Source organism: Terrimicrobium sacchariphilum (assembly GCF_001613545.1).
GTDB classification, from domain to species: domain Bacteria; phylum Verrucomicrobiota; class Verrucomicrobiia; order Chthoniobacterales; family Terrimicrobiaceae; genus Terrimicrobium; species Terrimicrobium sacchariphilum.
In genome coordinates, this window is the sequence record NZ_BDCO01000002.1 from 961369 (window position 1) to 987241 (window position 25873).

Annotated in this window: 23 protein-coding genes and 1 tRNA gene; 10 read left to right on the forward strand and 14 right to left on the reverse strand. The window is 63.6% G+C overall.

Features of this window, described 5'->3' with window-relative positions:
• Positions 1-38: 38 nt before the first annotated feature.
• The 5 genes from TSACC_RS04885 to TSACC_RS04905 all read right to left on the reverse strand — a co-directional run bounded on the left by TSACC_RS04885 (position 39) and on the right by TSACC_RS04905 (position 8570).
• Positions 39-734, reverse strand: a complete 696-nt coding sequence (locus TSACC_RS04885; RefSeq protein WP_075078268.1) for a class I SAM-dependent methyltransferase — start codon at positions 732-734, stop codon at positions 39-41.
• 2244 nt (positions 735-2978) lie between these two features.
• Positions 2979-5486 (reverse strand): PEP-CTERM sorting domain-containing protein, encoded by a 2508-nt coding sequence (locus TSACC_RS04890; protein WP_153811276.1) that lies wholly within the window; start codon positions 5484-5486, stop codon positions 2979-2981.
• Between the two features lie 87 nt (positions 5487-5573).
• On the reverse strand, positions 5574-5774 hold the full coding sequence (locus tag TSACC_RS21665) for a hypothetical protein (RefSeq protein ID WP_153811277.1): 201 nt from the start codon (positions 5772-5774) through the stop codon (positions 5574-5576).
• 1429 nt (positions 5775-7203) lie between these two features.
• Entirely contained in the window at positions 7204-7905 is a 702-nt protein-coding gene (locus TSACC_RS04895) for a DUF4410 domain-containing protein (protein WP_075078270.1), read from the reverse strand.
• 428 nt (positions 7906-8333) lie between these two features.
• Positions 8334-8570, reverse strand: a complete 237-nt coding sequence (locus TSACC_RS04905; protein ID WP_075078272.1) for a PLD nuclease N-terminal domain-containing protein — start codon at positions 8568-8570, stop codon at positions 8334-8336.
• Between the two features lie 427 nt (positions 8571-8997).
• On the opposite strand from TSACC_RS04905, the gene TSACC_RS04910 reads away from it, so the two are divergent.
• Positions 8998-9711: a LytR/AlgR family response regulator transcription factor gene (locus TSACC_RS04910; protein ID WP_075078273.1), complete on the forward strand. Its 714-nt coding sequence runs from the start codon at positions 8998-9000 to the stop codon at positions 9709-9711.
• A 420-nt stretch (positions 9712-10131) separates the two neighbouring features.
• Here TSACC_RS04910 and TSACC_RS04915 read toward each other — a convergent pair whose 3' ends face one another.
• The gene (locus tag TSACC_RS04915) at positions 10132-11943 is read right to left on the reverse strand and encodes an ABC transporter substrate-binding protein (RefSeq protein WP_237763901.1); all 1812 of its coding nucleotides are present in this window, start codon (positions 11941-11943) and stop codon (positions 10132-10134) included.
• A gap of 781 nt (positions 11944-12724) precedes the next feature.
• Between TSACC_RS04915 and TSACC_RS04920 the strand changes: the two genes are divergently transcribed.
• Entirely contained in the window at positions 12725-13489 is a 765-nt protein-coding gene (locus TSACC_RS04920) for a helix-turn-helix transcriptional regulator (protein WP_075078275.1), read from the forward strand.
• Positions 13490-13757: 268 nt separating this feature from the next.
• The gene (locus tag TSACC_RS04925) at positions 13758-16241 is read left to right on the forward strand and encodes a PEP-CTERM sorting domain-containing protein (RefSeq protein ID WP_075078276.1); all 2484 of its coding nucleotides are present in this window, start codon (positions 13758-13760) and stop codon (positions 16239-16241) included.
• Positions 16242-16385: 144 nt separating this feature from the next.
• Here TSACC_RS04925 and TSACC_RS04930 read toward each other — a convergent pair whose 3' ends face one another.
• Positions 16386-17024 carry a hypothetical protein gene (locus tag TSACC_RS04930; protein ID WP_169809539.1) on the reverse strand — a complete coding sequence of 213 codons (639 nt, stop codon included), beginning with the start codon at positions 17022-17024 and terminating at the stop codon, positions 16386-16388.
• Positions 17025-17248: 224 nt separating this feature from the next.
• Between TSACC_RS04930 and TSACC_RS04935 the strand changes: the two genes are divergently transcribed.
• From TSACC_RS04935 to TSACC_RS04945, 3 genes are all read left to right on the forward strand, one after another.
• Complete coding sequence (locus TSACC_RS04935) at positions 17249-17677, forward strand: hypothetical protein (protein WP_075078278.1); 429 nt, start codon at positions 17249-17251, stop codon at positions 17675-17677.
• A gap of 297 nt (positions 17678-17974) precedes the next feature.
• Positions 17975-18595: a PEP-CTERM sorting domain-containing protein gene (locus TSACC_RS04940; RefSeq protein WP_075078279.1), complete on the forward strand. Its 621-nt coding sequence runs from the start codon at positions 17975-17977 to the stop codon at positions 18593-18595.
• Positions 18596-18653: 58 nt separating this feature from the next.
• The gene (locus TSACC_RS04945) at positions 18654-18905 is read left to right on the forward strand and encodes a DUF3592 domain-containing protein (RefSeq protein ID WP_075078280.1); all 252 of its coding nucleotides are present in this window, start codon (positions 18654-18656) and stop codon (positions 18903-18905) included.
• A 49-nt stretch (positions 18906-18954) separates the two neighbouring features.
• Here the strand turns inward: TSACC_RS04945 and TSACC_RS04950 are convergent.
• From TSACC_RS04950 to TSACC_RS04975, 6 genes are all read right to left on the reverse strand, one after another.
• A tRNA-Ile gene (locus TSACC_RS04950) sits at positions 18955-19042 on the reverse strand.
• A 251-nt stretch (positions 19043-19293) separates the two neighbouring features.
• Complete coding sequence (locus tag TSACC_RS04955) at positions 19294-20616, reverse strand: DUF2254 domain-containing protein (protein ID WP_084400199.1); 1323 nt, start codon at positions 20614-20616, stop codon at positions 19294-19296.
• A gap of 201 nt (positions 20617-20817) precedes the next feature.
• Positions 20818-21141, reverse strand: a complete 324-nt coding sequence (locus TSACC_RS04960) for a hypothetical protein (RefSeq protein ID WP_075078282.1) — start codon at positions 21139-21141, stop codon at positions 20818-20820.
• Positions 21142-21224: 83 nt separating this feature from the next.
• On the reverse strand, positions 21225-21731 hold the full coding sequence (locus tag TSACC_RS04965) for a hypothetical protein (protein ID WP_075078283.1): 507 nt from the start codon (positions 21729-21731) through the stop codon (positions 21225-21227).
• Positions 21732-21843: 112 nt separating this feature from the next.
• On the reverse strand, positions 21844-22185 hold the full coding sequence (locus TSACC_RS04970; RefSeq protein WP_075078284.1) for a hypothetical protein: 342 nt from the start codon (positions 22183-22185) through the stop codon (positions 21844-21846).
• A 60-nt stretch (positions 22186-22245) separates the two neighbouring features.
• The gene (locus TSACC_RS04975; RefSeq protein ID WP_075078285.1) at positions 22246-23205 is read right to left on the reverse strand and encodes a hypothetical protein; all 960 of its coding nucleotides are present in this window, start codon (positions 23203-23205) and stop codon (positions 22246-22248) included.
• Between the two features lie 248 nt (positions 23206-23453).
• Between TSACC_RS04975 and TSACC_RS04980 the strand changes: the two genes are divergently transcribed.
• From TSACC_RS04980 to TSACC_RS04995, 4 genes are all read left to right on the forward strand, one after another.
• Positions 23454-23690 carry a hypothetical protein gene (locus TSACC_RS04980; protein ID WP_153811280.1) on the forward strand — a complete coding sequence of 79 codons (237 nt, stop codon included), beginning with the start codon at positions 23454-23456 and terminating at the stop codon, positions 23688-23690.
• Positions 23691-23699: 9 nt separating this feature from the next.
• Complete coding sequence (locus TSACC_RS04985; protein WP_153811281.1) at positions 23700-24032, forward strand: hypothetical protein; 333 nt, start codon at positions 23700-23702, stop codon at positions 24030-24032.
• 8 nt (positions 24033-24040) lie between these two features.
• Positions 24041-24544, forward strand: a complete 504-nt coding sequence (locus TSACC_RS04990; protein ID WP_075078288.1) for a hypothetical protein — start codon at positions 24041-24043, stop codon at positions 24542-24544.
• 238 nt (positions 24545-24782) lie between these two features.
• The gene (locus tag TSACC_RS04995) at positions 24783-25076 is read left to right on the forward strand and encodes a hypothetical protein (RefSeq protein ID WP_153811282.1); all 294 of its coding nucleotides are present in this window, start codon (positions 24783-24785) and stop codon (positions 25074-25076) included.
• 61 nt (positions 25077-25137) lie between these two features.
• On the opposite strand, the gene TSACC_RS05000 is transcribed toward TSACC_RS04995, so the two are convergent.
• Positions 25138-25836, reverse strand: a complete 699-nt coding sequence (locus tag TSACC_RS05000) for an SDR family NAD(P)-dependent oxidoreductase (RefSeq protein WP_075078290.1) — start codon at positions 25834-25836, stop codon at positions 25138-25140.
• Positions 25837-25873 lie beyond the last annotated feature (37 nt).

Genomic DNA, 25873 nt, shown 5'->3' on the forward strand with positions numbered 1-25873 from the left:
AGAAAAGAGCGCTGCCAGATTGCGAGGGTCGGCGGGATTTACTCCGCGACGCGCGTATGCCAGGCGTGGATGAGGCTGGTTTGGAGGAAGGGGATGGGGGGCTCGAATCCGGCGCGGGTGAGGAGGGTGGCGATTTCGGCGGCGGGGAGGATCGCTACGTGGGTCTGGTAGGCGGTGCGGAGGTTGGCGATTTGCTCGGGGGTCTGGTCGGCCAGGAGCATGAGGCGCATCCAGTCGTCGATGAGAGCCTCGCCCACTGCGCCGCCGGGGCCGGTGGAGAGGTCGGAGACGATGAGGGTGCCGCCGGGACGGAGGTGCGCGGCGATGGTGCGGAAGTAGTCAATTCGCTCCGCCGGGTCGGTGAGGAATTGCGAGACGAGGATGGAGGTGGCGGCGTGGTATTCCCGCGCGGCGGGCAGGGTGGCGAGGTAGCCGTGGTGGTAGGTGCAGCGGTCTGCGAAGGCGGCGGTGCGGGTGCGGCAGACGTCGAGCATGGGGCCGGAGGGGTCGACGGCGGTAAAGGTCCAGCCCGGGAAGCGCGCGGCGAGGGGCAGGATCTCGGCCCCGGTGCCCGCGCCGACGCAGAGAATGCGGGCATCGGCGGGGAGGTCGGAGAGCGTGGCGGCGATGAGGAGGTGCGCGGCGTCGCGCATCGCGGCGAGCTTGGCAAAGCGCTGGTCGTATTGCTCGGCCTGGGCTTGGGTGGAGAACGGTGCGGGGTTTTTTCCGGCCATGGGGGACTCTTGCACTGGCGCGGGCGGGAGACAAGCGGGCGCGATGGGGTGTTTCCGGTGCCGCAGTTTTCCCATCGTGCGGGAGGTCGCGGGGGCAGAGTAAGTAAACGCCTGGACGCCCGGTTGCGTGGGGTGTGTCCGAACGGTGAGGAATGATGCGAGGCTCCTGTCACCCGGTGGTAAGTGAATACCTAGGCGTCAGGTTGCGGTAATGATTAGTGGGCCGGGCAGGTGATCCAGAGACCAGAGCGGAGGGAGCAGTCTGCTGGGACCTTTGGCTTCGCGTTCGCGTGGCTCCTGAACGCGAGGAACACATGGTCGGCGTAGTCTCGGAAAAGGTAAGTGTTTGCCTAGACATTTGGTTGCGCGGGGTGAGGTAGGGGTTTTCTGGAGGGCAAGGGACGGACGATAGGGAATTTTTGCCGTGGTGTAAGTGAACGCCTAGGCGCTCGGTTGCGTGGAGGCTGGTGCGGGTGGGTTGGCTGCGGCGCGGCAGGGTCGGGGTTTGGAAGTGAAGGGGGCGGTTCTGCCAAGGGATCGTTCGGGCGGCTTTGCCCCCTGGGGATGGGCGTGGCGGGATAACGGAACGGCCAGCGCTGGGAGGTGCGCTGTGTGGGAGGAGGTAAGTGTTTGCCTAGGCGTTTGGTTGCGTGATGGAAGGGAGGGCCTTCCCAGGGTGCGGGGAGCGAGGGCGGAAGGGATTTTTGTTGGGGTGTAAGTGAACGCCTAGGCGCTTGGTTGCGTGGAAGCTGGTGCGGGTGGGTTGGCTGCGACGCGGCAGAGTCGGGGGTTGGGAAGGGAAAGGTGCGGTTCTGCCAAGGGATCATTCGGAGCGGCTTTGCTCCCTGGGATGGCGGGATAGCGGAACGGCCAGCGTTGGGAGGTGCGCTGTGTTGGAGGAGGTAAGTGTTTGCCTAGGCGTTTGGTTGCGTGATGGGAGGGAGGGGCTTTCCCTGGGGGCGGAGAGCGCGGACGATAGGGTTTTCGTTGCGGTGTAAGTGAACGCCTAGTCGCTTGGTTGCGTGGAAGATGGTGCGGATGGGTTGGCTGCGGCGCGGCAGAGTCGGGGATTGGGAAGGGAAAGGTGCGGTTTTGCCAAGGGATCGTTCGGGGCGGCTTTGCTCCCTGGGATGGGCGTGGCGGGATAGCGGAACGGCCAGCGCTGGGAGGTGCGCTGTGTTGGAGGAGGTAAGTGTTTGCCTAGGCGTTTGGTTGCGTGATTGGAGGGAGGGGCTTTCCCAGGTGCGGAGAGCGCGGACGATAGGGTTTTCGTTGCGGTGTAAGTGAACGCCTAGTCGCTTGGTTGCGTGGAAGCTGGTGCGGATGGGTTGGCTGCGACGAGGGAGAGTTGGGGTTTGGAAGTGAAGGGGGCGGTTCTGCCGAGGGATCATTCGGAGCGGCTTCGCTCCCTGGGATGGGCGTGGCGGGATAACGGAACGGCTAGCGCTGGGAGGTGCGCTGTGTTGGAGGAGGTAAGTGTTTGCCTAGGCGTTTGGTTGCGTGATGGAAGGGAGGGCCTTCCCAGGGTGCGGGGAGCGAGGGCGGAAGGGATTTTTGTTGGGGTGTAAGTGAACGCCTAGGCGCTTGGTTGCGTGGAAGCTGGTGCGGATGGGTTGGCGGCGTGCGGGGGGCTTTCGAAGAGTGAGGGGAGCGGGGCGACAGGCGGATTCCCGATGCGGTGTAAGTGAATACCTAGGCGTCAGGTTGCGTGAGAGGGCGCGGCTTCGCAGGGTGGCGATAGCGGCGATGGGCGCAGAGGGGAGGTATCTCGCCCTGCAAGGACGGCGGTAAGTAAACGCCTGGGCGTCGGGTTGTGAGGAGGTGTTCCCGAGGGGGGAGTGGCCGCAGGGGCGAGAACTGACTTCGCGGCTAGTAAATACTTAGGCGACAGGTTGTGCTGGAGGAAGAAAGGGGGTTCGGCGGGGACGGGGCGAGCTTCAGCGGGACCGCTCGGCGGGGTGTCGGGAGCGTCGCGGGTGGCGCTTGGGTGGCGCGGGGTTTGTGTCGCGACCGGCGGGGGAGGGAGGATTTCCGAGGGGGGAGCTTTCTTTGTCGGCTCGATGGTAGCCGGGGGGTGGCGTTCCGTTTGAGCGTGCCTTGCCGTCTGGTGCCGGGGGGGGAGTCAATGCATTGCGGGACCGGGATTACGGCGGAGCGCGATTAGCATGGGCGCCGGGCGGGTGTCACCCGGCGCTGGCGGAGTGTGGGACAGGGTTCCGCACCTCGCCCGCGTGGAGCGGAGGACTAGGCGTCCTGGCGGCGCGAGCGGCGGCGGATGTGCAGGACGAGGAAGGCGGCGACGCCGAGGCCGATGAGGACCCAGGTGGAGGGCTCGGGCACGGCGGTGGCCTGGAGGAGGTAGGCGCCGTAGCCGAGGTTGTTTGTCTGGGCCGCGCCGAGGAGCAGACCGCTCTGGCTGAGGGCAAAGGCGGTGCCGAGGTTCTGCCAGTTGAGCGAGGCGAGGTTCACGTCGACGCTTTCATCGAGGATGAAGGTGCCGATGCCGATGAGGTAGGCAAAGGAGCGCTGCCCGAGGTCGGTGTCGCCGTTGAAGAGGTTGAACGTGCCGAGAGCGGAGCCGTCGTCGAGCAGGCGCACGATGGAGGAGACGCCGTAGCCGTCGCTGGCGCGCACGCTCATGTCAAAGCCGACGGTCTCGTTGGTCGAGGAGTTGTAGAGCCAGGCGGTCTGGCCGTACTGGTCGGACTCGCCATTGTAGCGGTACGACGTGCCGGTGATGAAGCCGTTGTCGTTGTACTGGCCGATGTAGGAATACTGGTAGCCGGTGTCGCTGGTGTAGGTATTGCCTCCAGCCTGGTCGTAAAGGCCGATGCGGGTGGATGTGCCGGTCGGGCTGGCGGCCCAGGTGGCGGTGCCGCTGTCGGAGCTGCCACCGTGAAAGATGAGGGCGGTGCCAAAGGCGGTGCCGTTGTTGAGCACGCCGGAGACGTCGCTGTACTGCTGGCCGGAGCTGGAGGTGAAGGTATTGCCTCCGCCCTGATCATAGAGGCCCACACGGGTGAGGGCGGTGGGGTTGCTGGTGTGGCCGACCCAGGCGTCGCGGGAGATCTGGTTCGTGCCGGAGTAGCGGGCGGACATGCCGGCCATGTAGCCGCTCGTCGAGATACGGGCCAGGCCGCTGAGCTGCGCGCCGTTGTCGGCCGTGTAGGCTCCGTCGGTGAAGCCGACGCGGGTGGTGACGCCGTCGGGATTGGTGAACCACGCGGCGGAGCCGAGCTGGGTGCTGCCGCCGTTGTAGATGTTGGACGAGCCGGAGGCGTAGCCGGTGGCATTCATCGAACCGAGGAAGCTGAACTGGTAGCCGGTGTCGCTGGTGAAGGTATTGCCTCCGCCCTGGTCGTAGAATCCGACGCGGGTGTTGAGGCCCGTGTTGACATTGGCGATCCAGGCGGCATAGCCGAGCTGGGTGCTGGTGCCATTGTACCGGTAGGTGTAGCCGCCGACGACGCCTGCGGCGCTCCAGAGGTTGGTCTGGCTCTGCTGGCTGCCGGTGCTGGAGGTGAACTCATTGCCGCCGCCCTGGTCGTAGAGGCCGGTGCGGAGGGTCTCGCCGGTGGCGTGGTTGACGGCCCAGGTGGCGTAGCCGTAGCTGGTCCAGGTGCTCGCCGAGTTGTTGAACCGCTGGGTGATGCCGGTGACGGGGCCGACGCCGGTGCTGTTGCCGCTGTCGTAGAAGGAATACTGGTAGTCGTTGGAGGTGTGAAACTCGGAACCCTGGTAGAGGCCGATGCGGGTGGTCGCGCCGGTGGCGGCATTGGCGATCCAGAGGGCCTGGCCGTAGCCGTCGAAGGTGGACCCCTTGTAGCGCAGCGACGTGCCGGCGATGTAGCCGTCGGCGGTGACCTGGCTCACCTCGCTGCGCTGGATGCCGCTGCCATTGGTGAATTCGTTGCCTCCGCCCTGGTCGTAAAATCCGATGCGGGTGGTGGTGCCGGTGGAGTCGGCCACCCAGGCGGCGAGACCGGTGTTGGTCGCGCCGTTGTAGCGGATGGAGGTGCCTGCGGCGTAGCCGGTGGAGGTGATGCCGACGACCTCGCTGGTCTGCTGGTTGGTGCTGCTGGTGAATTCCGCACCCTGGTAAAGGCCGACGCGGGTGGTTTCACCCGTGAGGCCATTGGCGATCCAGGCGGCCTTGCCGTTGTTGTTGGAGTTGTCGTCGTACCGGTAGGAGGTGCCGGCGACGTAGCCGTTGGCGGAGAGGCCCTTGATCTCGGAGACCTGGAGATTTGAGTAGGTGGAAAACTCCCGCGTGCTGTAGAGTCCGATGCGGCGCGATACGCCGTCGGCCGTGGCGGCCCAGGCGGCGTTGCCGTTGTTGGACCCGTAGTTGAAGCGATCGGACGTGCCGGTATAGACAAATCCGTCGATGTAGTGGCTCACGTAGGTCGTGCTGCCGCCCCAGGGGTTGTTGTACTCCTGGGTGCCGTAAAAGCCGAGGCGCGCGAGGTAGTGAAAGGCCGCGTCGGCATGGGCGGGAGCAGGTAATGCCGAGAGAGCGGCGGCCGCCGCGCCTGCAAGCAGGAGGCGGGAGCGGGTGCCGGGGGTCCGGCGACGGAGGGTTTCAGTGCGCGATGACGGCGTGAATGGCAGCAGGCTTTTCATAGGTGACGTGAGCGGGCGGCTGTCGGGTTTGGCAGGACAGTCCGGTGGCGGAAGGAGCAGGAAATACGCCAGATCCTGATCGCCTCCGCGGCGGTGTCTTTCGGCAGCCGAGGCTTCGGGGTTTACCATCGTGAGACCGAATCGCAACAGAAAAAGGCCCGAAAATCCTCATTCTTTTCATGCAATTGGTTGGGTTCGTATTTTTACGACGATATATTACCATGTCCCTGGTTGCAGGGCGTTGCGGAGGCTCGGATTTCCAGCCGCCGGGGCGACGTTGTGCAACCAGCGAAGGCGGTATTGACTCGATATGCCGCGATATTTTCCGGTGCGGGCCGGAGCCTGCCGGATTTTTCCTGAGGCCGCGCGGGTGTTGCCTGATCCCGGAGGAACGAACTCGTACGAGAACGGAGACACCCGGGCGGAGAAGGGTGTCGTGGGAATTTTTTCCCTCCTCCCCCGATGAACCGGGGTTGATTCCGGTGGCTCCCGGCACGGGCCCCGGGGGCGCGGGGTTTTCCCTGGCGTCTGGCGAAATGACGTTGCGCGGCACTCCGACCCCGACCTGGCCGCCCTGCGGGGAGAGAGGAACTCCTGGCGGCGGCTTGCGCAAGAGAGGGGGCGATCCCCTCGCGACCCGCGGATGAGAGAGGCGGGGCGCGGGCGGCGAAGGAGCGGGTGGCCCGGTGCGTATCTTTCGCGGGCAGGGAAGTAAGTATTTGCCTGGGCGCTTGGTTGCGTGGGCGGCGGTCGGGCCGTCTGGAGGGACGCCGGGCACGCGGCCTCCCTCGGTAAGTGAACACCTAGTCAGTCGGTTGTGTGGCGAATCGCGGGCGGCGGGTGGTATTCCGAAAAGGCGCGGTCTTCCATCGATGAGGGAAGCGGTGGAGGGTCGCGATGCCTGGGGGGAGGGCGCGGTGTAAGTAAACGCCTGGGCAGTGGGTTGCAGCCCGTGGCGCGGCATGGTTTCAGGCCTTGGGGCGAGGTGCGTCGCCGGAGTAAGTGAATGCCTAGTCAACAGGTGGCGTAAATCTTCGGGACGGTGGGCGAGGCGGCGGGCCTCGGACGGAAGGCAAGGGGGCGGCTTAGGGTGGCGGGCGACGAGGGATGAGAGCCGGCCGGGGTAAGTGAATACCTGGACGTCTGGTTGTCTGAAGGGACTATCCGGCGGGCGGGGAGCCGGGGGCGTGGGAGTAAGTGAATACTTGGGCGACAGGTTGGCGAAAGGGGCTTTGCCCGGCGGGAATCTCGCGGGACGGGCGGTGAGTGGTGCGCGGGGATGGCGGGTAAGTGTTTGCCTAGGCGTCTGGTTGCTCAGGCCGTCATGGTGGCTCGTCGCTGGGGCGGGCCGCAGACCCTCCGCTTCGGACAGGCTGGGGGTAAGTGAATACCTGGACGTCTGGTTGCCTGGAGGGACTATCCGGCGGGCGGGAGCCGGAGGCGCGGGAGTAAGTGAATACTTGGGCGACAGGTTGCCGAAAGGAGCCTTGCCCGGCGGGAATCTCGCGGGACGGTCGGGGTGGTGAGTGGTGCGCGGGGATGGCGGGTAAGTGTTTGCCTAGGCGTCTGGTTGCTCAGGCCGTCATGATGGCTCGTCGCAGGGGCGGGCCGCAGACCCTCTGCTTCGGACAGGCCGGGGTAAGTGAATACCTAGTCAATAGGTCGCGTGCAGGAGCTGAGGAACGTCTTTCGCGCTCAGAGCCAGGGGCGATTTTTTTGCCCGGGGGCAGTGACTGAGTTTTCACGCGCCCTCGCGGCTGCGGTGAGGCGGGGGCGTGGTGGAGCCAGGACCTATGGCGGAGGGAGGGCGTATGCCGCCCGGGGGCCTTTTGGGAAACCCCGCCCGCTAGAGGATGGGGAGGGAGCCGAGGCGCTTCGGGCGCATGGGCCTGGTGGGGAGATTGTAGCCCATGGCGGTGAGCTTCTCGGAGATGGTGGCGGTGATCATGCGGGCGGACCGCTTGGCGTCAAAGGACAGTCCGGTGGAGGAGGCCGTGAGCACGAGCGTGGGGCCGCCGGTGTACGGGCCGCTGGGGATCGCGCCGGGGGCTGCGCCGGAGCCGCCGACGGTGATGATGCCGCCGATGATGACGGGCTGGCCGCCGGGGCCGATCTGCCAGATGCGCGTGATGGTTTCCATCTTCGTGCCGCCAAACCCGAGGCCGACGAGGCCGCGGAGGGCGCGGCTGCCCTGGTTCATGCGGACAAATTCCCCGGTGATGACCCAGGTGCCGGGTGCGGGCTGGGGCGGCGGCGGGCCAGCCTGGGAGGGGGCGACGTTTTTATTCAGGCGCTCGGCGAGGGCGGCGGCGAAATCCTGCGCGAACTGCTGGCGAAACTCGTAGAGATCCAGCCCCTGCCGGTCGACGCGCATGCCGTCATCGCGAATGGTAAAGGGGGCGACATAGATGCGGCTGGGCAGGCGCGGAGGCTCCATGACCCAGTTGGACTCCTTCACGCTCACGGAGGCGCACCCGGCTCCGAGGAGCAGGGCGAGGCCGAGCGCGGCAGCGGCGAGGGAGGTCTTCAGGAAGCGGGCGGTGGTCACGGGTACAAAAATGCGGCCTGCTAATAGGGGCGAGCCGGGCGGGTTTTGCCAGCGTTATTTTTCCAGTGGAGGAGAAGTGGGGGGCGGGGAGTGGGCTTCGCCCCCGCTCGGCGGGGAGAGCGGAGGGAGATTTTTCGGTCGAGGGACAGGCTGGCGAGGGCTACCAGGAGCAGGGAGGAGAGGGGGGTAAGTGTTTGCCTGCGCGTCGGGTTGCGCAACGCGGCGGCGGGAGATTTCCGAGGGAAGGGCGTGCGGGAGAGGGCGCAATTTTTCGGCGGGTAAGTGAATGCCTAGGCGCTCGGTTGCGCGAAACGGCAGGTTCATCGCTGGCACCATGCGGCGATGGCTCGAGCGTGGCTCGCCCCGTCGTCGGGTTTGCGGGCCAGGCTTGTCAGGAAGTAGCGGGAGACTGCGGGGTGCGGCGGGGCTTATTGTCGGTTAAGTTTTTCCTTGAGTTCCGCTTCGCTCAGGACGCGCTGGTCTCCCGGGGGGGCGAGGAAAAAGTAGAGGATGACGCCGAGGAAATTCAGGGTGCAGAGCACGATGGTCCACACGATCTTGTCGGTGTCGGAGTAATCGGTCCTGCGCAGGTGTGAGACCAGGGCGATGATCCAGATCAGGAAGCCGGCGGCGGAGGCGATGCAGAGCAGGGCGGGTAGGGACATGCGGTTTGGGGAGCGACGGGTGATTGCTTATTCCGAAGGTAGGGAATGAGGCTTGGAAAAGCCAGTTCAGCCTGAGGCGGGCCGCTGGCAATGCCAGAAGGAGACGAAATCGCTACTCCGGGCAGGCAGCGGCTAATCTTCGGACGGAATGGCGGAGAAATTTTCCGCGTGTCCGGCTGGATGGTGAATTTTTTTCAGCCGCGACCGGAACACTGGAGGACGCGTAGTTGGCGCGATTGGAGACAAGCGGAACTCCATGAATCCGGCGGATGGTGGGAGTTGCGGAAATAGGGAATGCACGCGAAATTTCGCCCGGGTTGGGGCGGTGCTGCGACCGGTTGCTGGCGGGGTGCGTATTGACTTGCCATGACAAGCGCAAGGGGGCTAGTCGTCTCGAAATTATTGAGAACAAGGAGGCGCACGAGCAATGAGCATCCGGGTGATGGTGATCGATGACGTGGAGGTCGAGCGGCGGTTGCTGCGCGGCTGGATCGGCGCACACCGGGACCTGGAGCTGGTGGGCGAGGCGTCGAGCGTCGACATGGCGCGGGAGGAGATCGGGCGGCTGCGGCCGGATGTGATCTTCCTCGACGTGCAGATCGGCGAGTCGGATGGCTTCCGGCTGTTGCGCGGGCTGAGCTGGCGGCCCACGGTGGTGTTTGTGAGCGCATGGCCGCACTACGCGATCGATGCGTTTGCGGTGGAGGCGGCGGATTACTTGTTGAAGCCGGTGACGGCGGCGCGCTTTGCGACGACGGTGCAGCGGCTGGTGCGGCTGCAGGAGGGTGGCGGGGCGGGTCCCCTGGACTCGGGCGACCAGATTTGCCTGAACTCGACGACGTCGTCGCAGGTGGTGCCCGTGGGGGCGATGCGCGTGCTGGTGGCGGACGGGGATTTCACCCGCGTGCTGGTGGCGGGAAAGCCCGAGGTGCTGGTGTGCCGGAGGCTGGGGGCCTTTGAGGAGACGCTGCCGATGCCGCCCTTTGCGCGGCTGGACAGGTCGCTCATCGTGAATGTGCCGTACATCGACCGCCTGGAGCGGCTGGGTCGCAACGACGCCCGGCTGTGGATGCAGGGCCTGCGCGTGCCGCTCGAGATCGGGCGCACCGCGATGGAGCGTCTGCGCAGCCTCATGCCCTGAGGGGCGGTGGCGAAGTCGGAAGTGGGAACGCGGAAGTCGGAAGTGCCGCGTCGGGTGTGCCAATGGGGAGGCTTTGCGCCATTTCGGGTGTCCGGCAGGCGGGAGGCTGGGGGCACGGTGCCGGGTCGGCAGGTCGTTTTGCGATAGGCGCGGTTGTTATCCCGTGACGTTCTGGATGGTCCGAGAAAGGGCACCCCATCGGCTGCGATGGAACGAGACGGACAATCCCGCGCCGAATGTCTCACCCTGCGAAAAACCTTCCGATTTGCGCGATCCCGCTTCTCACCGAGCGCATACGCTTCTGCGTCGGAGCGTCCTCCCCCGCACGGTCTGAAAGCTGAACCCTGGAAAACCTCCCGGCTCCTGGCTGCGGGGGGCATGGCCGAACTTCCGACTTCCGCGATCCCGCTTCCGCCTTCGTCAGCCTGCGGCGGCGGTGTTGCCCTGGGGAACGGGGAGGCGGACGGTGAAGGTGGTGCCGGTGCGGCCGTCGCTCTCGACCGAGATGTCGCCGCCGAGGCGGCGGGCGAGGTCGGAGGAGATGGAGAGCCCGAGGCCGGTGCCGCCGTAGCGGTGGGCGATGGTTTGATCGGCCTGGGTGTAGGGGGTGAAGATGCGCTCGATCTGTGCAGGGGTGAGGCCGGGGCCGGAGTCGACGACTTCAAGAATGAGCTGGCGATCGCCGCTGGCGGCGGCAGGTTCCAGGGAGGCGTGGAGCCGGACAAAGCCCTCGTCGGTGAATTTCAGGGCGTTGGTGATGAGGTTGGAGAGGATCTGGCGGAGCCGCAGGGGATCGAGCGCGAGGGTGTCGGGGACGGCGGGGTCGATCTCGAGGCCGAGGTCGAGGGACTTCAGCGTGGCGGAGGCGCGGAAGTGGGTGATGATCTCGCCGAGGAAGTCGCGCACTGCGACAGGGCGGAGCTGGATGGCGATCTCCGCGCCGGACTCGATCTCGGAGTGGTGGAGGATCTCGTCGACGGTCTGTAGCAGCGTGTGGGCGGAGGTCTGCGCGATGGCGGCCACCTCCTCGCGCGTGGCGGGGTCCTTTTCCTGCCGCCAGAGGTGGAGCGAGCTGATGATGCCCGAGAGGGGCGAGCGCACCTCGTGGGCGAGCACGGCGAGGAAGCGCGTCTTGGCCTCGCTGGCGCGGGTGGCGTCGGCTTCCGCCTGCCGCCGCGTGCCGACCTCGCGGTGGAGGACGCGGTTCATGCGCGTGGCGACGAGCGCCCAGCCGCCGCCGGCGAGGGCGAGCGCGCCGACGATGCCGATGGGCCAGGCGTAGCGCCGCCAGTCGATGCGCGGGTCGCGTTCGTAGACAAACCCGTCGAGCCGCTGATGGTGCGGCATCATGCCGAGGTCTGCATACGTCTCGGCGATGGACTGCCAGCGGCCGGGGTTCACATAGCCGATCTCGATCAGCTCGGGGTGGAGGAGCCTGGCCGTCTCGGCCGCTTCAAAGAGGAGATGATCGCGGCTCTTGCCTCGCGGGTAGTTGGCCAGGATGTAGTTGACGATTTCCTCCTGGTGTTTCATGGCGTAGACCCAGCCGCGCACGGAGGCGTCGAGAAAGGCGCGCACACGCTCGGGATGGTCGCGCAGCTCGGACTCGGAGGTGAAGAGATTGTCTCCGTAAAAATCAATCCCCGCCGTGCGCGGGCTGAAGGTGAGGTACGGCACGCCCTCGGCCTTGAGCTTGTAGGGTTCGTCCGTCGAGTAGGCCGACATGGCGACGGCGTGGCCATTGAGCAGGTCGTGCTCGTCAAAGCTGTGGGGGAGGATCTTCAGCCGCGCGGGGTCCACGCCTTCATTGCGGAAAAAGGCGAGCAACTCCGCCGCGCCGTTTTCCATCATGATGGGCTTGTCCGCCAGCGACTGCACATCCTCGATGCCCGATCTGGCGGGCGTGAGCAGGACAAAGGGCGAGTGCTGGTAGATGACGGCGAGGACGACCACAGGCTTCCCCTGCGACCGCGCCAGCACCAGGTCAGAAGTGCCCACGCCGTACTGCGCCCGGCCCGAGAGGACCTCCTCCACGGTGTCGGTCTCCGGACCCGCCTCGCGCAGTTCCACATCAAAACCCGCCTCGCGGTAATACCCCTGCGTGACCGCGGCATAGTAGCCGGCAAATTGAAACTGATGCCGCCACTTCAGCTGCAGCACCACATGGTCGAGGGCATGGACGGACGGGCTGGCTGCCACCGCAGCCAGGATCGTCAACACCCCTATCCGCATGTGCCTTGGAATCATCCGCCGTCTCTCGTCCTCCAACGAAGCGGGGCTATCAGGGCGGAACACTAAGGGGCAAGAAAAATGGGGGACTAATGGAAATGCAATGTTGCAGCGCCTGGGCCGGGGGCCCGCGAGAGAGGAAATACCAAAGAGCGACTGCCAGCCGGGCGGCCGGGCTGGCCGGAGGCCCTGCCGTCCCCCACGGGGCGCGGAGGGAGCTTATCCCCCGCGGCCACTCCTCAGCATGTCGGGCGAACCACTGGCACCCTGGCCCCGGGAAGGTATTTGAGGCGGGCGGCTGCAATCTCTTACGCAAAGTGATCGAAGGCCGATTGCCCCGCCGGCCTTGCTCAAGCCGTGATCATGACGGCCTCGCTTTTTTCATCTCCTGAGCATTGGCCTCGGGTTTTCCCATCTGCCGGGCAGGCTTCGGATTCCGCACGGAAGCGGTCCATTTCTCCTTAAGCTAAACCGATGCGACCTCATGCTGAGGCGTGCGCGTCCCGCGTCTTTGCCAGCCCGGCGCGGCACTCTTTGACTTATGCCTGACCCGCATCGTTTTAAGATAACGGGAGCTTTCCGAGTGAGAGTCTGCTTCGTCAGCGGCGCTGCCCGGTCCGGTGCAGGTCCGGGAATTTTTCTCCCCGAGGGCATGCATTGCCTGTTACCTGCTGGGGGTGCGGGCTTTGCGTAAAATGACCGCCTAAGCATGCGCCGGGGAAGCGCTTGACGGCTCTTTGGTTTATGTTATGCGGGGGGCGGGGCTTATTAATGGGATGGGATCATGAACCTTCACACTCTGAAAAGCAAAGAGGTCCGGCTGGTTTCGGGATTCCTATATGATCTGTATAGTCCCTTGGAGAACAAGACCTTTGCAGATCACATAGTGGATATCTGCTCTCATCACCTTCGGGACTATGCAAGCGGGGTCGCATATGATGAAACGAGCGCCATCGATGGTTCCTACAGGATTTGCAGCGACAGCATAGACAGGTTGAGGGCCTATTATGAGCCGGTGAGGGATCATATATCCGAGCATCCGGGGTGGAGATATGTGATGAATGGCGGCAAAGAGAGGATACTCAATATCCATGATTTCGTCTCGGAAAGAGAGTTTCGCGGGACCGGCCTGTATCAGGAGGCCTTCCGGCACATCGGATCGGAGTATCAGTTTGCGGCTGCGATCATTACGAATACCCATGTCGGCGGCCTGACGCTGCACAGGGACAGGCCGATACAGGAATCCCTCCGGTCCCTCCTGACGATCTTTGCGCCCCATATCGAGCGGGCTTGCGAGCTGGCTGCCGCCGCCGCCAAGACTGAAGCGCAGCCCGACCCCGGGCAGCTGACCAGGCACGGGCTGACGATGAGAGAGGCCGAGGTGCTCGTATGGGTCATTCAGGGAAAGAGGGATGCCGAGATCGCGCTCATCCTGGATATTTCGTCGAGAACCGTCAGCAAGCACATGGAGAGAATCCTCTCCAAGCTGAATGTTGAGACGCGTGGAGCTGCCGTTGCAGAAATCATCCGGATGAATCGTCAGGCCTGAGGATTCCATGAAGGGCTCGTGCCCTTGATGTCCGGCGGGAGGAGTCAAAAAAATCGTCTCTCTCGGATGGTGAGCGTCCCAGGCTGGACGGCACCCTTTTGTACGCATTTCTCCGTATTTACCTGCCTTGCAGAAAGAGGGCAGAGTCCGAGGCCATGAAAGTCTCCGGCATACAGCATAAGTCGCCCCTCGTGACAGAGCTGTCTGCTTTCCCTGCTCCCCACCGTGTGGGGAGTCGCAAGCCGTACGCTCAACTCGATTGCAAACCATGAAAAAGACACTTCTCACCAATCGTCTCTCGGCGGCCGTGGCGATCCTGCTCCTTGCCGGTCCCTCGATGGCTTTCGCCGACTCGTATTTCAACTGGACCGGGGCGGGTGCCAACGACGACTTCAGCACGGCGGAGAACTGGGTTTGGAACCAGGCGCCCAGCGGCGACCCGCAGGCGTACGAGCGGCTTTTCTTTGCCGGATCATCGGGTTCGGTGAACAACGATCTCCTGGGGGCGGCCTACCAGGAGCTGTTCTTTGAGGATGGCGACTACGGGTACTTTGGCAATGCCGCCGATGTCGCGCAATTGACTCTTTCCCTTAGGAACTCCGACTCCTCCAGCCTGTGGGTGGGAGCGGACATCCGGGGGGCGGATATCTTCTTTGATTACGATGATTTTCGCGTGGACCAAAGCGCTTCCGCCAATCTGCATTTCGGAGTGGGAGGCGAGATTCACCTCACGGGCGAGGCGGCGAATCGTTTCAGCACCTACGGGTATGGGGCTTTTCAAAGCCGCGTGGTGCTCGCGGGACCCAATGGGCGGATCGTGGCGGACGGCCCGGCGGAGGCCTGGATCGGAGGGGCGACGCTCGGCCTGAACGGCGGGGATCAGCCCGGTGTATCCGGGCGCATCGGCTCCAATGTCCACGTGTATCTCGACCACGGATCGCAGTTGAAACTGAACGCCTTCGGGGGCGAGGCGGATACCTTCACCGAGACGATCTCGCAACTCACCGTCGTCGGGTCGGCCATCATCAACGTGGATGGACCGAGCGGCGCGCACGATACGATCCTTTCGATACCGCCGGATATTTCGCCGGGCGGCCTCGCGCTTTACAATGCCTCCAACGGGGAGCTGGGTGCGGCGGTCGGGCCTGCGCCGCGCATCATGTTGCAGGGGCAGGGCGACTCCGCCTTTCTGGGCGCCCAGCAGTTCTATCTCAACGGAAACGTGAACTGGGGCGGCGGCTTTGCTCCCTATGAGTTCGCCGCGTATGACACCACCCGCGGCGTGATCTCGGCGACGACCTTGAGCAACCCCGCAGACCTCAGCACGGCGACCTCCTCCGATGTCGTGCAGATCGATACGGCCAACCCGGCCGCGCTGGCCGACGACCCCGAGGCGACCAGGGATTACAAGCTCACCGGCAACGCGACGGTCAAGGCGCTGGCCTTCAACGGGGATCTCCTCTACAGCAAGCTGGAGGGAGAGCCGGGTCCGGTCGCGACCCTCTCACTGGAACACCTCCTCCTGACCCACGATACCGCCGCCGTGGTGGTCAATCTGGACTTCGGCGCAGCCGCTGGATCGATCACGACCGAAAACTGGTTTCTCAACGGATACCCGGAGGTCGACGTGGTGGCCGACATCGCGGGAACGAACAGCCTCACTGTCCGCGGCTATGGCGAGCTCAACTATCGGGCGGCTGCCAGCTTCAGCGGGGAGCTGGTCGTGGCGGGCGGATACCTCAATCTCGCCGACGCGGGGAGTTTCGCCAATGTCGATACGGTGCGGCTCGGTGTGCCGGGCCAGATATTGAGTTCCCTGGAACTCTACGGCGTGGACAACACGGGGCCGTCGCCGGTGACGGTGGATCGGTTGAAGGACGACGTCCAGATCGTCGTCCAGGGAAACTCCGAGCTGAGTCTCGAATCCGATGCCGCCGGCGTCACGGCGACGACGGAAGTGGTCGGGTCCATCGTCGTGAGCGGTCCGAGATCGTCCTTTTCACTCGTGGTGCAGGCGGGGGATTTGGATACCCACTCCGCCGCGTCCGCCGCCAGCTGGGAGGTGGGTTCGCTCTCATTTGATGGCTCCGCGTCGGAGGCCAGCGTCGCCCTGGCCGCCTTCGGCGAAGGAAATACCATAAGGATCAATGGCGGCCCGATCCTGCTGGAAAATGGCAATGTGCTCACGATCACCCAGATGGATGGCGGACGCGTGATCACGCAGGGGATCGGCATTGCGGAGGGTTCCACCTCGAGCCTGTACCTGCACGGAGGGATCGAGGGCGACCTGGATTTGCAGGGCGGCCATTTCGGTGTCGGTGAGGGAGGGGGCTCCATTCTGGGAAATCTCACCTTGGGAGAAGGAGCGCATACCACCCTGTGGCTCCCGGCGCTGGCCGATGAGGATTCGCCGAGTCCGTTCTCCAGCCTGGAAACACCCCTGCTCTTCATCGACGGCAACCTCGTGCTCGGCGGAGCGATTTATCTCGGCCAGAGCGGGGGGTTCCAGACAGGAAGCTGGCTTGCCTTCCAGTACACCGGCGACTTCACCGCCCTCGCCTGGACGATCAACGGGATGGATGGAGAGTATACGCTGACTGTAGACGAAGCCACCCACAGCGTCTACGTGAACGCCGTCCCCGAACCGTCGACCTATCTGCTGGTTGCACTCGGCGGTGCGGCGCTGGCGTTTGGATTTTCCAGGCGGCGAATGGCTGCGGCCAGCAGCGGGCAACAGGGGCTGGTCGCATAGACGAAAGCGCTCCAGAAGGCCCTGCGCCCGCGCTTGGGAGATTGGCATTCGACGGCTGGCCTCTGGCTTTTCTTATAAAAAGCAGAGCCTGAAGCTGAGGGCCCTTTCTTGAAAACGACATTCAACCCTTCCGGTCATTTCCCTTTAGTTGCGGTCGGTCGTTCGCTTTTCGGCTGAGGTCCATCGGTCTCCGGAAAGCAGATATTTTCCGCAGGAAAACTTGATCCTGGACAACTCGCTCGCGGGTTCAGGTGCGCCATTGTCGGGAGCGCCGATCCCCACAATCATCTGAGGTACCACGACCTCGACAATCAGCTTCATTCCCCCATTTGATTTCACAAGAGATCGGTATGGGGCGATAAGCTGGTCCATGTCGATCGATGAAGTCATCTCCTGGTCCGGCGGCAGGGTGACGGCATCTTTGCCTCTGATGGCTTTGCTTAACGAAGCGCGCAACTCGTCAGAGTCGTCTCCGGTATGAACCTGGACCGGGAGTGTTTTTAAAGTATGGAGTTGGATCTGCCCCGACGCCAGTCGCTGCATGCTCCACACCTCGGAGTGGACGGATTCCGCGGTGACCGGACGCAGGATGAGAGGCGAGCGGCCGATATTCCTGACTGTAATCTTCAGGGCGTTTCCCACGATCTCCGAGTGAAGGTCCAGCGGGAGGCGCGCAGGATCATCACTCCTGGCGGAGTCATTTCCCCTGGCGGAGCTTGAGAAAATGAAGGTGAAGGCAACTATACCCAGGCAGAAGAAAGCCGCTGCCGCTGTTCGATTCATTCCGTTCAGGTACAGCATATTCTTAGGGGATGGCGAGCTTATGCTCGTGTCCATAAGCAAGTGTCGGATTTTTCGATGAGATAGGGCGGGTTCCTCTCTCCTGATGTTCCGGCGAGCGCATTTGGGCAGCATTGCGTTGGGCGGTGGGGTTACGATTTCTAACGAAATGGTTGAGTGGCAGGTTCGGGTTTTCTAGAATTCGGGGGGAAAGCTTGGATTTGCGTATGCGCTTTTTTATTTTCGTTGCGGTGGCGGTTTCCCTCTTGGTCCCAAATGTCCGAGCCGGAAACGCATCAAAAAACAACTCCGGGTGGAAAAGCGGAGCGGTATCCGGGGATGGAGCGTGGTCATGGGTGCTGGAGGTGCCGCAGACGACTTTGGATTCCGCTCCCAGATGGAAACCCGCAGATGGCAAGTGTCCCCTTTCCCCGGAGGCAGCCTACAAGAAAGCCGTCGCGGCCTTTCAAAAGCTGGACCTGGGCGCGGCCACTTTCCTGAGACTGACACTGCGCGTCGATACCCAAGGGCCTTTTGATATTCCGGTCTACGAAATCACCTTTCAGTCCTCGAAGGGCTGCCATGTCGACTTCCTCATTTTCCTCGACGGTTCCGTAGTGTCCCCAAAGTTCGAGAAACGACCTGATCTCCTTTGATAAGATACGGAGAAGATTTGGGGCGATGCGCTGGCTCCTTGCGGGCCGGAACTTAGGACGGCAGGGAAGGCGGAGCCCTGCGGGGTGGGGGCTGCGGTTTTGTTTGGGCTTAATGCTCCTGCCGAGGCTTTGCTAGCATACATCAGAGGAAAGATCCGGGTGTTTTCAGCGATCTTCCCTCAGCACGCTCCCCGCCATCATTTTAGCCCCCGCAGCGTCCTCTTGGGTGAGGGAGGCCATTCATTCCGGGTGATTTCCGGCGCGGAACATGCTACGTACGTGTACGAAACACGACTCATGCGCCGCCGCCTCCTCCTCATTGCCTGCCTCATCGGCCTCCTGAGCGTTTCTGCCGCCCGGGCCGACATCCTCGTCACCATCGACATCACCAACCCGGCGGCGGTCGTCTTCACCGCCACCAGCGCAGCGCCTCAATCGAGCGGCCCGAATGTCCCCGGCACCGGCGGGATCGACTTCCTCCATTTCTTCGCCGTCGAGATCAGCGGCTTTGCCTCGGGGCTGGTCTCCCAGTCCACTTTTGCCACCTACCTCGACAGCAGCTACCCGTACCAGGACTGGAATACCGACGAATACTCCCGCTCCAATGTGGATCTCCAGTTCTACAGCCAGAAGACCTCCAGCCAGCACTTCAGTACCTCCGACCCCGCCTTTGTCGGCACGGGCACGGTGGACTTCTCCGCCTACGCCGCCTATCTCCCCACCGCTGGAGCGACCGGCCAGATCACGGACGGCGCCTCCGGCAACGCCTCCGGCGACTCGCGGCCGCTCACCGTCCTCGGCTCCTACCAGGTCGTGCCCGAACCCGCGACGTGGGCGCTTCTCGCCCTCGGCCTCGCCGCTTTGCTGCCCGGCCTGCGCAAGCTCAGGAAGCCGGCGGTCGCCCGGGAGCTCCGCTAGGAGCGTCCTTCGCAAGAAAAGGTCATGCACGCAGACTCCTGCCTGCCCGGTCGAGACTATGGCGGGTAGCATTTATTTGTGCGTAGTCGGTGTCTTTGTTCTCGGCCTCGGCTTCCGGGAGCTGTGGATCAACTTCGCCCTCTTCACCCAGGGGGTGAGAGTGATGGGGACGATCATCTGGTTTGAGACCGCCCCGACGAGACGGCGGCTCTATTGCCCGATTATTGAATACACGGACGCAAGCGGCGGGAGGAGGACCTTGCTGGGGAGAGCGAGGAGCGAAAAGGATGAGACGCTGGTAGTGTCCTAATTTGAATCCATAAATAAAATGCCCTATGGGGAGCGATTCCCATAGGGCGAGAAAAGGATGGGATTCGAACCCACGGCAGCATTTTCATACTGCATCCGATTATCAATCGGACCCCTTAAACCGCTCGGGCACCTTTCTATTATAGAGTCTACCACGAACGACATTGCTCGCAAGCGAGATTTCGCCGCAATCGCCGCATCAACCGCAGTTGATGGAGAATCAACCGGCAGGATCTGCAAGACGCACGTTGCCTTGAATTTACCTCGATCCTAAAAACCCCACGCGTAACACTTCTTTGTGATGGGGGTCAGGCGTCATAAATCAAAAAGCTGCTGAGCGCCCCGGGGTGGTTTTTGCCGGACTGCCGCTTTCCGGCGGAGACCTGTGGCTAGGCGGCGTAGAGGCGGCAGACGCTGTCGCGATGGGTCTGCATGTCGGCGGCGTCTCCGGCATTGGGCGAGCGGGCCATGGCGTCCTCAAAGATCGCCTCGGCATGGCGCAGGAGCGTCTGGCGGTCCTCCGGTCGCGTCACGCGCGGGGCGATCTCGCCGATCACCTGGAGCATGGCGATGGCCACGGCGGGGTTGGAGGCTCCGTATTGACGGATACCATTGAGCGCCGCATCGGCCAGACCCTGAAAGGAGGAGACCTTGGCGATCACGCGCACGACGCCCTTTTCATCGGCGCGGTGGGGCGCTGGCATTTCACGCTGCGCGGCAAAGCCCAGCGCGTCGCCGAGCCAGTGGACGCAGGAGATGGCGGTGAACGGGTCGTTGATGCCGGGGGAAAGGGCGCGAAGAGCGATCTCCACGAGCTGGTTGATGCAGTACTCGGCATCCTGGCGGGGCGTGCGGGATGAGGCGATGAGATGCGCGTCGACGACGGTGGCCTGCGCCTCGTCGTCCACCCTCTGCGGCGGCCAGACCTCCGCGAGCCGCGCGCCCTCGGGTACAAAGTCTCCCGGCCGCCGCAGCAGATGCACGACCAGCGCCTTTTCCGAGGCAAAGGCGAGCAGGGTATCGCCCTCGATGGCCTGGATGTACCCGCCCCGGGGCGCGAGGACGGGGGTTCTTTCCTCCGGCTCCGCCTTCCCCGCTTCCCTGGCGGCGGGGGCGCTTTTCGACTCGCCGATTTGCTCGGGAAACAGCGAGTGCAGCGATTCCCTGAGCTCGGCGGCGACATTGGCCACCAGGGTCTCCGCTCCGATCGACCGGGCGATATGGTGGATGTACAGGATCAACATCGCGAGGCTCGCCGTCGTGAGCGCGATCGCCACCGTGACCGAGAGGTAGGGGACAAAGGGCGCCTGCTCGGCCACGCTCTTCACCTCGCGCAGGACCAGCAGGCAATACAGGTAGGTGGCGACAAAGGTGCCCATGACCACCTGGTTGATGGAATCGCGGAGAAAATTGCGCAAAAGCCTCGGGCCGAATTGCGACGAGGCCAGCGTGAGCGCCACGATCGTGATCGAGAAGACCACGCCGGCCACCGTGATCATGGAGCTCGCGATGGTGGAGAGGATGCTCCTCGCACCGTCCGGGCCGCCCGCCCAGAGCCACCCGATCTCCCGCGCTCCAGTGAGCCCGAGCCGGGCATCGACCTTGAGCGCGCCGATCGACAGGGCGACCGCGCCGACACTCATCAGGGTGGGAACGAACCAGTAGCTCGCCCGCAGGGCATCCCAAATGCTGATCAGTCGCGATTTCATCATCAGAGAATCGCATCCTCCGCCGCCCACGGTCGCCCGTGAGATTGATGGGAGACGAGGCTGCACCTCAGCACTAGCGGGTCTCCGGCCAGCCCAAAGCGGTCAAGTCATCTGTGCAAGAACATGCTCACTGACCCGCAGACATGGAAATTAGAGGTGTGACCCCATGCGCTCCCATCCGTAGCGTCTTTCCGAGTGTGGTCCTCAGTGCTGCCTGTCGGCCCGCTTCACCGTCACATCGAGGAAGAGCTTTCCCGCGACCTCATTCCAGTAAATCTCTTCCGTCGCTTTCAGGGGGTAATGGAGAAGGAGAGCGCCGTAAGCGGGGACAGAAATCACAGGCGCTGCCCTCGCTGAGGTAATGCTGTGTCTCACCCCGTCGCGATACATTCCTGTCGAATGCACGTAGATGTGGGACACCCGCAAGACCGCGTAGCTGGCGAGATAGAGAGCGAGCAGAATCCAGACGAGCCTTATCCACCGCCGTCCTCGTGGTTGAGGCTCAGAAAGATGGGAGTCAGGCGACATGAATCACAAAGCTCCGGGGTGTATGTGGCCTCCGATCTCGGATTGCCGGGGTGCGCCTCGCCCCGCTGCCGGTTTCCCATCCATCACCGGGCGACAGGTGTTTGCTCGACGATGATTTGGTAAAGCGTCTCGTCCTTGCTGTTTTCATTGTGCGCGGTGAGGGAAAACCTTGGTCCGATCATTGTCGTTTCGACTTTGGCGGGAACGGTGGAGTTAAAATACAGATAGCCCCCATGGGTGGAGCTCCCTCCGCTAAGCCAATAAAAGATCCGCCTGGGTGAGGGGGCGCCCTTTTGTTGGATCAGGTAGAGCACCACATTGGCAGCACGATCCGGCAGTTGGGATTCCCCGCGACTCCCGAATCCCTGGGTCTTGATGTTTACCCAGCTCTTGCTGCCAAATTTGATCACATACTTTTCCGCGGAAAATCTCTCCGGCTCGAGTTTCCCGCCCTGAATGCCCTCCACGAATTCCCGCGCCTTGGAGTCCAGCTCGGTGAGATCGACGGGCGTCTTTGTAAATTCCCCGGAATACAAGCAACCTGAGCCAAAGGTCGCCAAGGCAAAGAACAGCAGGATGGCTCTTTTCATGGAATAGAGATGTCGAAAAGGTCTCCGGCACTCAAGCGTGTTCGGGTGTTGCGGTCGGGCGATGTCGTGCATCTTGCTTTGCGAGGTGATGAGGACTTGGCTCCCGGCTGGCTCACGCGCTCCAGGCGGAGCGCAGGGTATAGGCGACTTGAGCAAAGAGCAGAAAGAGGAGGAAGCAGGTCCAGAGCGGCAGACGCAACGCCAGGATGACGACGCCGCCGACGAGAGCCAGCAGCAGGAGCAGGTTGGCAAAGGGCGTCACGGCCGCCATGCCCACGGTGGCGACGAGGCCGTACGGGTTGGCATCATGCCAGCCCGGCGATAACGAATGCCCGTAGACCATCGCTCCGACAAGCGATCCCAGATAAGCCGCGCCCAGCATCAGGAGGATGCGGGCGCCGCAGGCCTGGAAGAACCCCGGGGTGCTCGGGAATCTCGGGAACGGGATTTCCATGGGTGGGTGAAAGCGAGGGGTCAGGAGACAAAAATCACGGAATGCCGGGATGTCCCGGGTTCATTTTGGAGCGGCTGCGGCTGTCTCCGCCGCCTGATGGTGGATTTTCGTCGCGGTCGCGGGGTCGAAGCGCAGGTCGTTCTCGGGGAAGGGACGGAAATCGCTGGCGACTTCGCTCCATGTCCAGCTCGCGGCTTGCAGCCGTCTCTTCTCGTCGGGTATGGCCGTCGTGGTCAGGCATACCGCCGACTTTGGCGTGGGGATCGGGCCGGCGGTTTGCCACTCGGTCACTTTGCCGCTCCAGATGAGCTCTCCTGCCGGGTTGAGAAACCGGACCTCGGACGGCATGAGCTGCGTGGCCGAATCCCCGCGAACCGGGCGAAAGGTGACCTCGGCGCTCCCCGCTGTCTTGCGGAAGGTGATCGTGAATCCGCCGTCGGGGGTCTTTTGCAGGGACTGTAGGTCGGCCTGCTGCTTTGCGGTCTGCCATGCGGCAGGATCGGAAAGGGATGCGAGATCGGCCACGAGGGGACGCTCGCGCGTGAGCCCGTCGTCGCGTGTGAAGGAAAATATCCAGCCTACGGGATCGTAGGTGGGAATGAAGGATTTCCCGGGATTCTGCCTGGGGTCGAGAATGCTCGCGTCGGCGTTGACCTGATACACGTTCTCCTGGGGAGTGGAGAGCCAGATCGTGGTATCGACCGCATTGCCTGCGGGATCGAGCTTTCTGACATCGGCGCGGACAGAGTCTCCCGCCCGCTGGAAGTGTATCTGGCTGCTCTGCGTGTGGTCCGCCCTCCCGAGTAGCTCGAGGTGGGCGACGGTGGTCAGGATACCGCTGGAGGAGATGGAAGGAATGCCGGCGAGCTGTTTCGGCAGTTCGTCCAGCCGTTGAAGCAGAGCCGCCGCCTCTGGTGTGGGCGACGCCTGGGCCTTTGCCACGCCTGGTGGATGCAGCAGGAGTGCCCCGAGGGCTGCCGCCGTCCTGAGGACGCGGGGCCAGCGAGGGTGGGCGTGCATGCGCCTGGGATTTAAGCCATTTTTGCAATGGCTTGAAAGGTATTCTTCATCCGGCAGGGACCGGGGAGAGGGCGACCGGGTTTGATTGCCGGGAAAAGGGCGCCGCCCTGTCGCGCCACTACGTAGTGGACCTTATTTCCCGCTTTCGGCGGGTGCGCCGACCCGCTCTGTATCGGCCTCGGTGAGTTTCCTGTTGTTGGGAAATCCCGGGTTGAGGATGTTCCTTCACCTTGTCCATGAGGGAATGCATGAAGAGTCTGTTTGCGAATGTCCTCGGGTTTGCCCGCAGGAGCACGCCCGACTCTGCCCGGCTCCGCGTGGTGACGGCGGCTCAGATCCCCGGCGCGGAACCTGCCGAGGTGGAGATCACCGAGGTGCGGTGCGGGAATGAAACCGTATCCTGGAGGGCGATGTATCGGTCGAGGTACTACCATTGCCACTCGGATGGAGAGTGCGCTGCTGCTATGGTGACGCGGGTGGGGTAGGCGCGGCGGATGAAAACTGCCTCGGAAGCCTTCGCTCTGTCGCGGCGCGCGATGGTGTTTCTCCTGGTGGCGGGTTGCAGTGTTTACCTTGGCTTTCTGGCCTCGGTCCAGTTTCAGCTGGTGTCAGGCTCCGGTTCGTCGCCGTATCCGCTGGATGTCTCGATCTCGGTGATGCTGTGGGCGGCGTTTCTGGTGATGACGGACATCACGCTGCGGTGGTTTCGGTTTCTTCGCTCCGGCAGGTTCCCCCGGGCATCGCGGCTCTGGCGCCGGGTCCTGACCTGTCTCCTTGCCGTCTCGGGCTTTGCCGTGCTCGTGTGCCTGTTTTTATCCAACCCATAGCTATCCCTATGCATCTCCCTGCCCGCCCTCGCCACATCACCCCGATCCGCACACTGCTGCTCACCCTCCTGCTGGTGGGGCTGGCTTGCGGGACCAGCGTCTTTGCCGAGGAGAAGAAGGCCGCCGCGCCTGCCGAGGCGGCCCGGGCCGAGGCGAATGGCAATGGGATGAAGCTGAAAATTTACTGCGATCTCTTCTCGGAGAATCCGCTGAATATCTCGGTCGCGGCGGACGTGGCGGACTTTTCCGTGGAGCTGCCGACGGACAATGAAAAGGAGTTTCAGTGGGTCACGACAAAATCGGCGTGGGAGGGATCGACTCTGAAGGTGATTATCACCGTCGAGCGCCAGAAATATTATCAGATCACGAAAGACTCCTGGGAATCCCGGAACATCGGCGTTCGGGAGTTACCGGTCTCCCTCAAGCCCGGCGAGACCGTGGTGCCGGTGGAGATCAACGGCAAGGCGCTGCGTATTTCCCTCGTCTCCGACGGGAGGCAGAAGGATCACTAACGCCGCGGCCCGGAAGCCTCGAGACGGGTTTTCCGCCACCTCACTCTGCTCGTCACGGGCATGGCTCTCTGTCTCCGGCGCGGCCCTTTCGGATGCCAGGCAGGGGCGCGGTCAATACAGGGCGGCGCGTGAGATTGCACGACTGACCCCGCCGCCGGGGTCTCATCGTTATTCCGCCCGGCGGTCTTTTCTCTCATTGCCGCCACGGCTCCAGGCTGCGATGGCTTAAGCCATGAAAATGGAATTCCTGGTTTGGGTGTTTGCGCCGATTGGCTTTTCCATTGCCGCGCTGATTGTGTCTGTAAAGTGTGCCATCCAGGGAAGGGCCTGGGCGCAATGGATTTCGCTCGCTGTCGTTGCCAGTCTCAATATTTACGCAGTTTCCACGCTCGTTCACATGATGACAACGCCTTCATGGCCGTCGCCGATCCCGCACGGCCTTATCGGTGTTTCTCTGCTGGTCGCGGTCGCCCAGTATCTTGCATTTCGGCGCACGAAAAAGCGCGGGCCGGGAGGCGGTGGCCGGGTTTGACTGGTTCGGGCGAAACGGCCGCCTGCGGCCATGGCTGGCGGGTTCCCCGGTCAAAACTCGATCAGCCGATTCTTTTGTAGAGGCCGGTGGGTAGCAGGCGGAGGAGCCAGCCGATGAGTCTCCAGCGTCCCAGGACGTAGACGAGTTCCTGCCGGGTGCGGCTGGCGGAGAGGATGGCCCGGGCCGCCTGGTCGGCGGTCGCCACCCAGAAGGGCTTCTCCGCCTTCATCATCGCGGTATCGACAAATCCCGCGCGGATTTCGGTGACGGTGATCGGCAATCCCAGGCGGGTGAACCGGCAGCGCAGCCCCTCCAGCAGGGAGGACTGATAGGCCTTGGAGGCGTTGTAGGACAGGGATTGGCTGCCGCCCCGGATGGCTGCCACCGAGGTGACGGCCACGAGACGACCGGCCCCGCGATGTTCCAGGTGCCGGGCCGCCTGATACGCGGCGAGGGTGAAGCCTGCGCAGTTCAACGCGATGGTTGCGCTCGCTGTTTCGTAGCTGGGGGTGGACTCGATGTCGCCCGTGCCGGAGACGAGGAAGATGGTTTCGATCCCCGGGTATTGGGCGAAGGCTTTTTCGAATGCGCCCTGCGCCTGCTGCTCATCGGTGAGGTCCAGGGCAAAGGCGGGGAAGCCTGCGAGGGACGCGGGGTTTCTGCTCAGTGCGACGCACTCCAGCCCGCTGGCGCGATGGGCCTCCGCCAGCGCGCGTCCGATGCCGGTGGAGGAGCCGATGATTGCCGAGGTCACGCCCATGGCTCAGGCTGGCGTAAATCGGGCCGCATGTCATCGA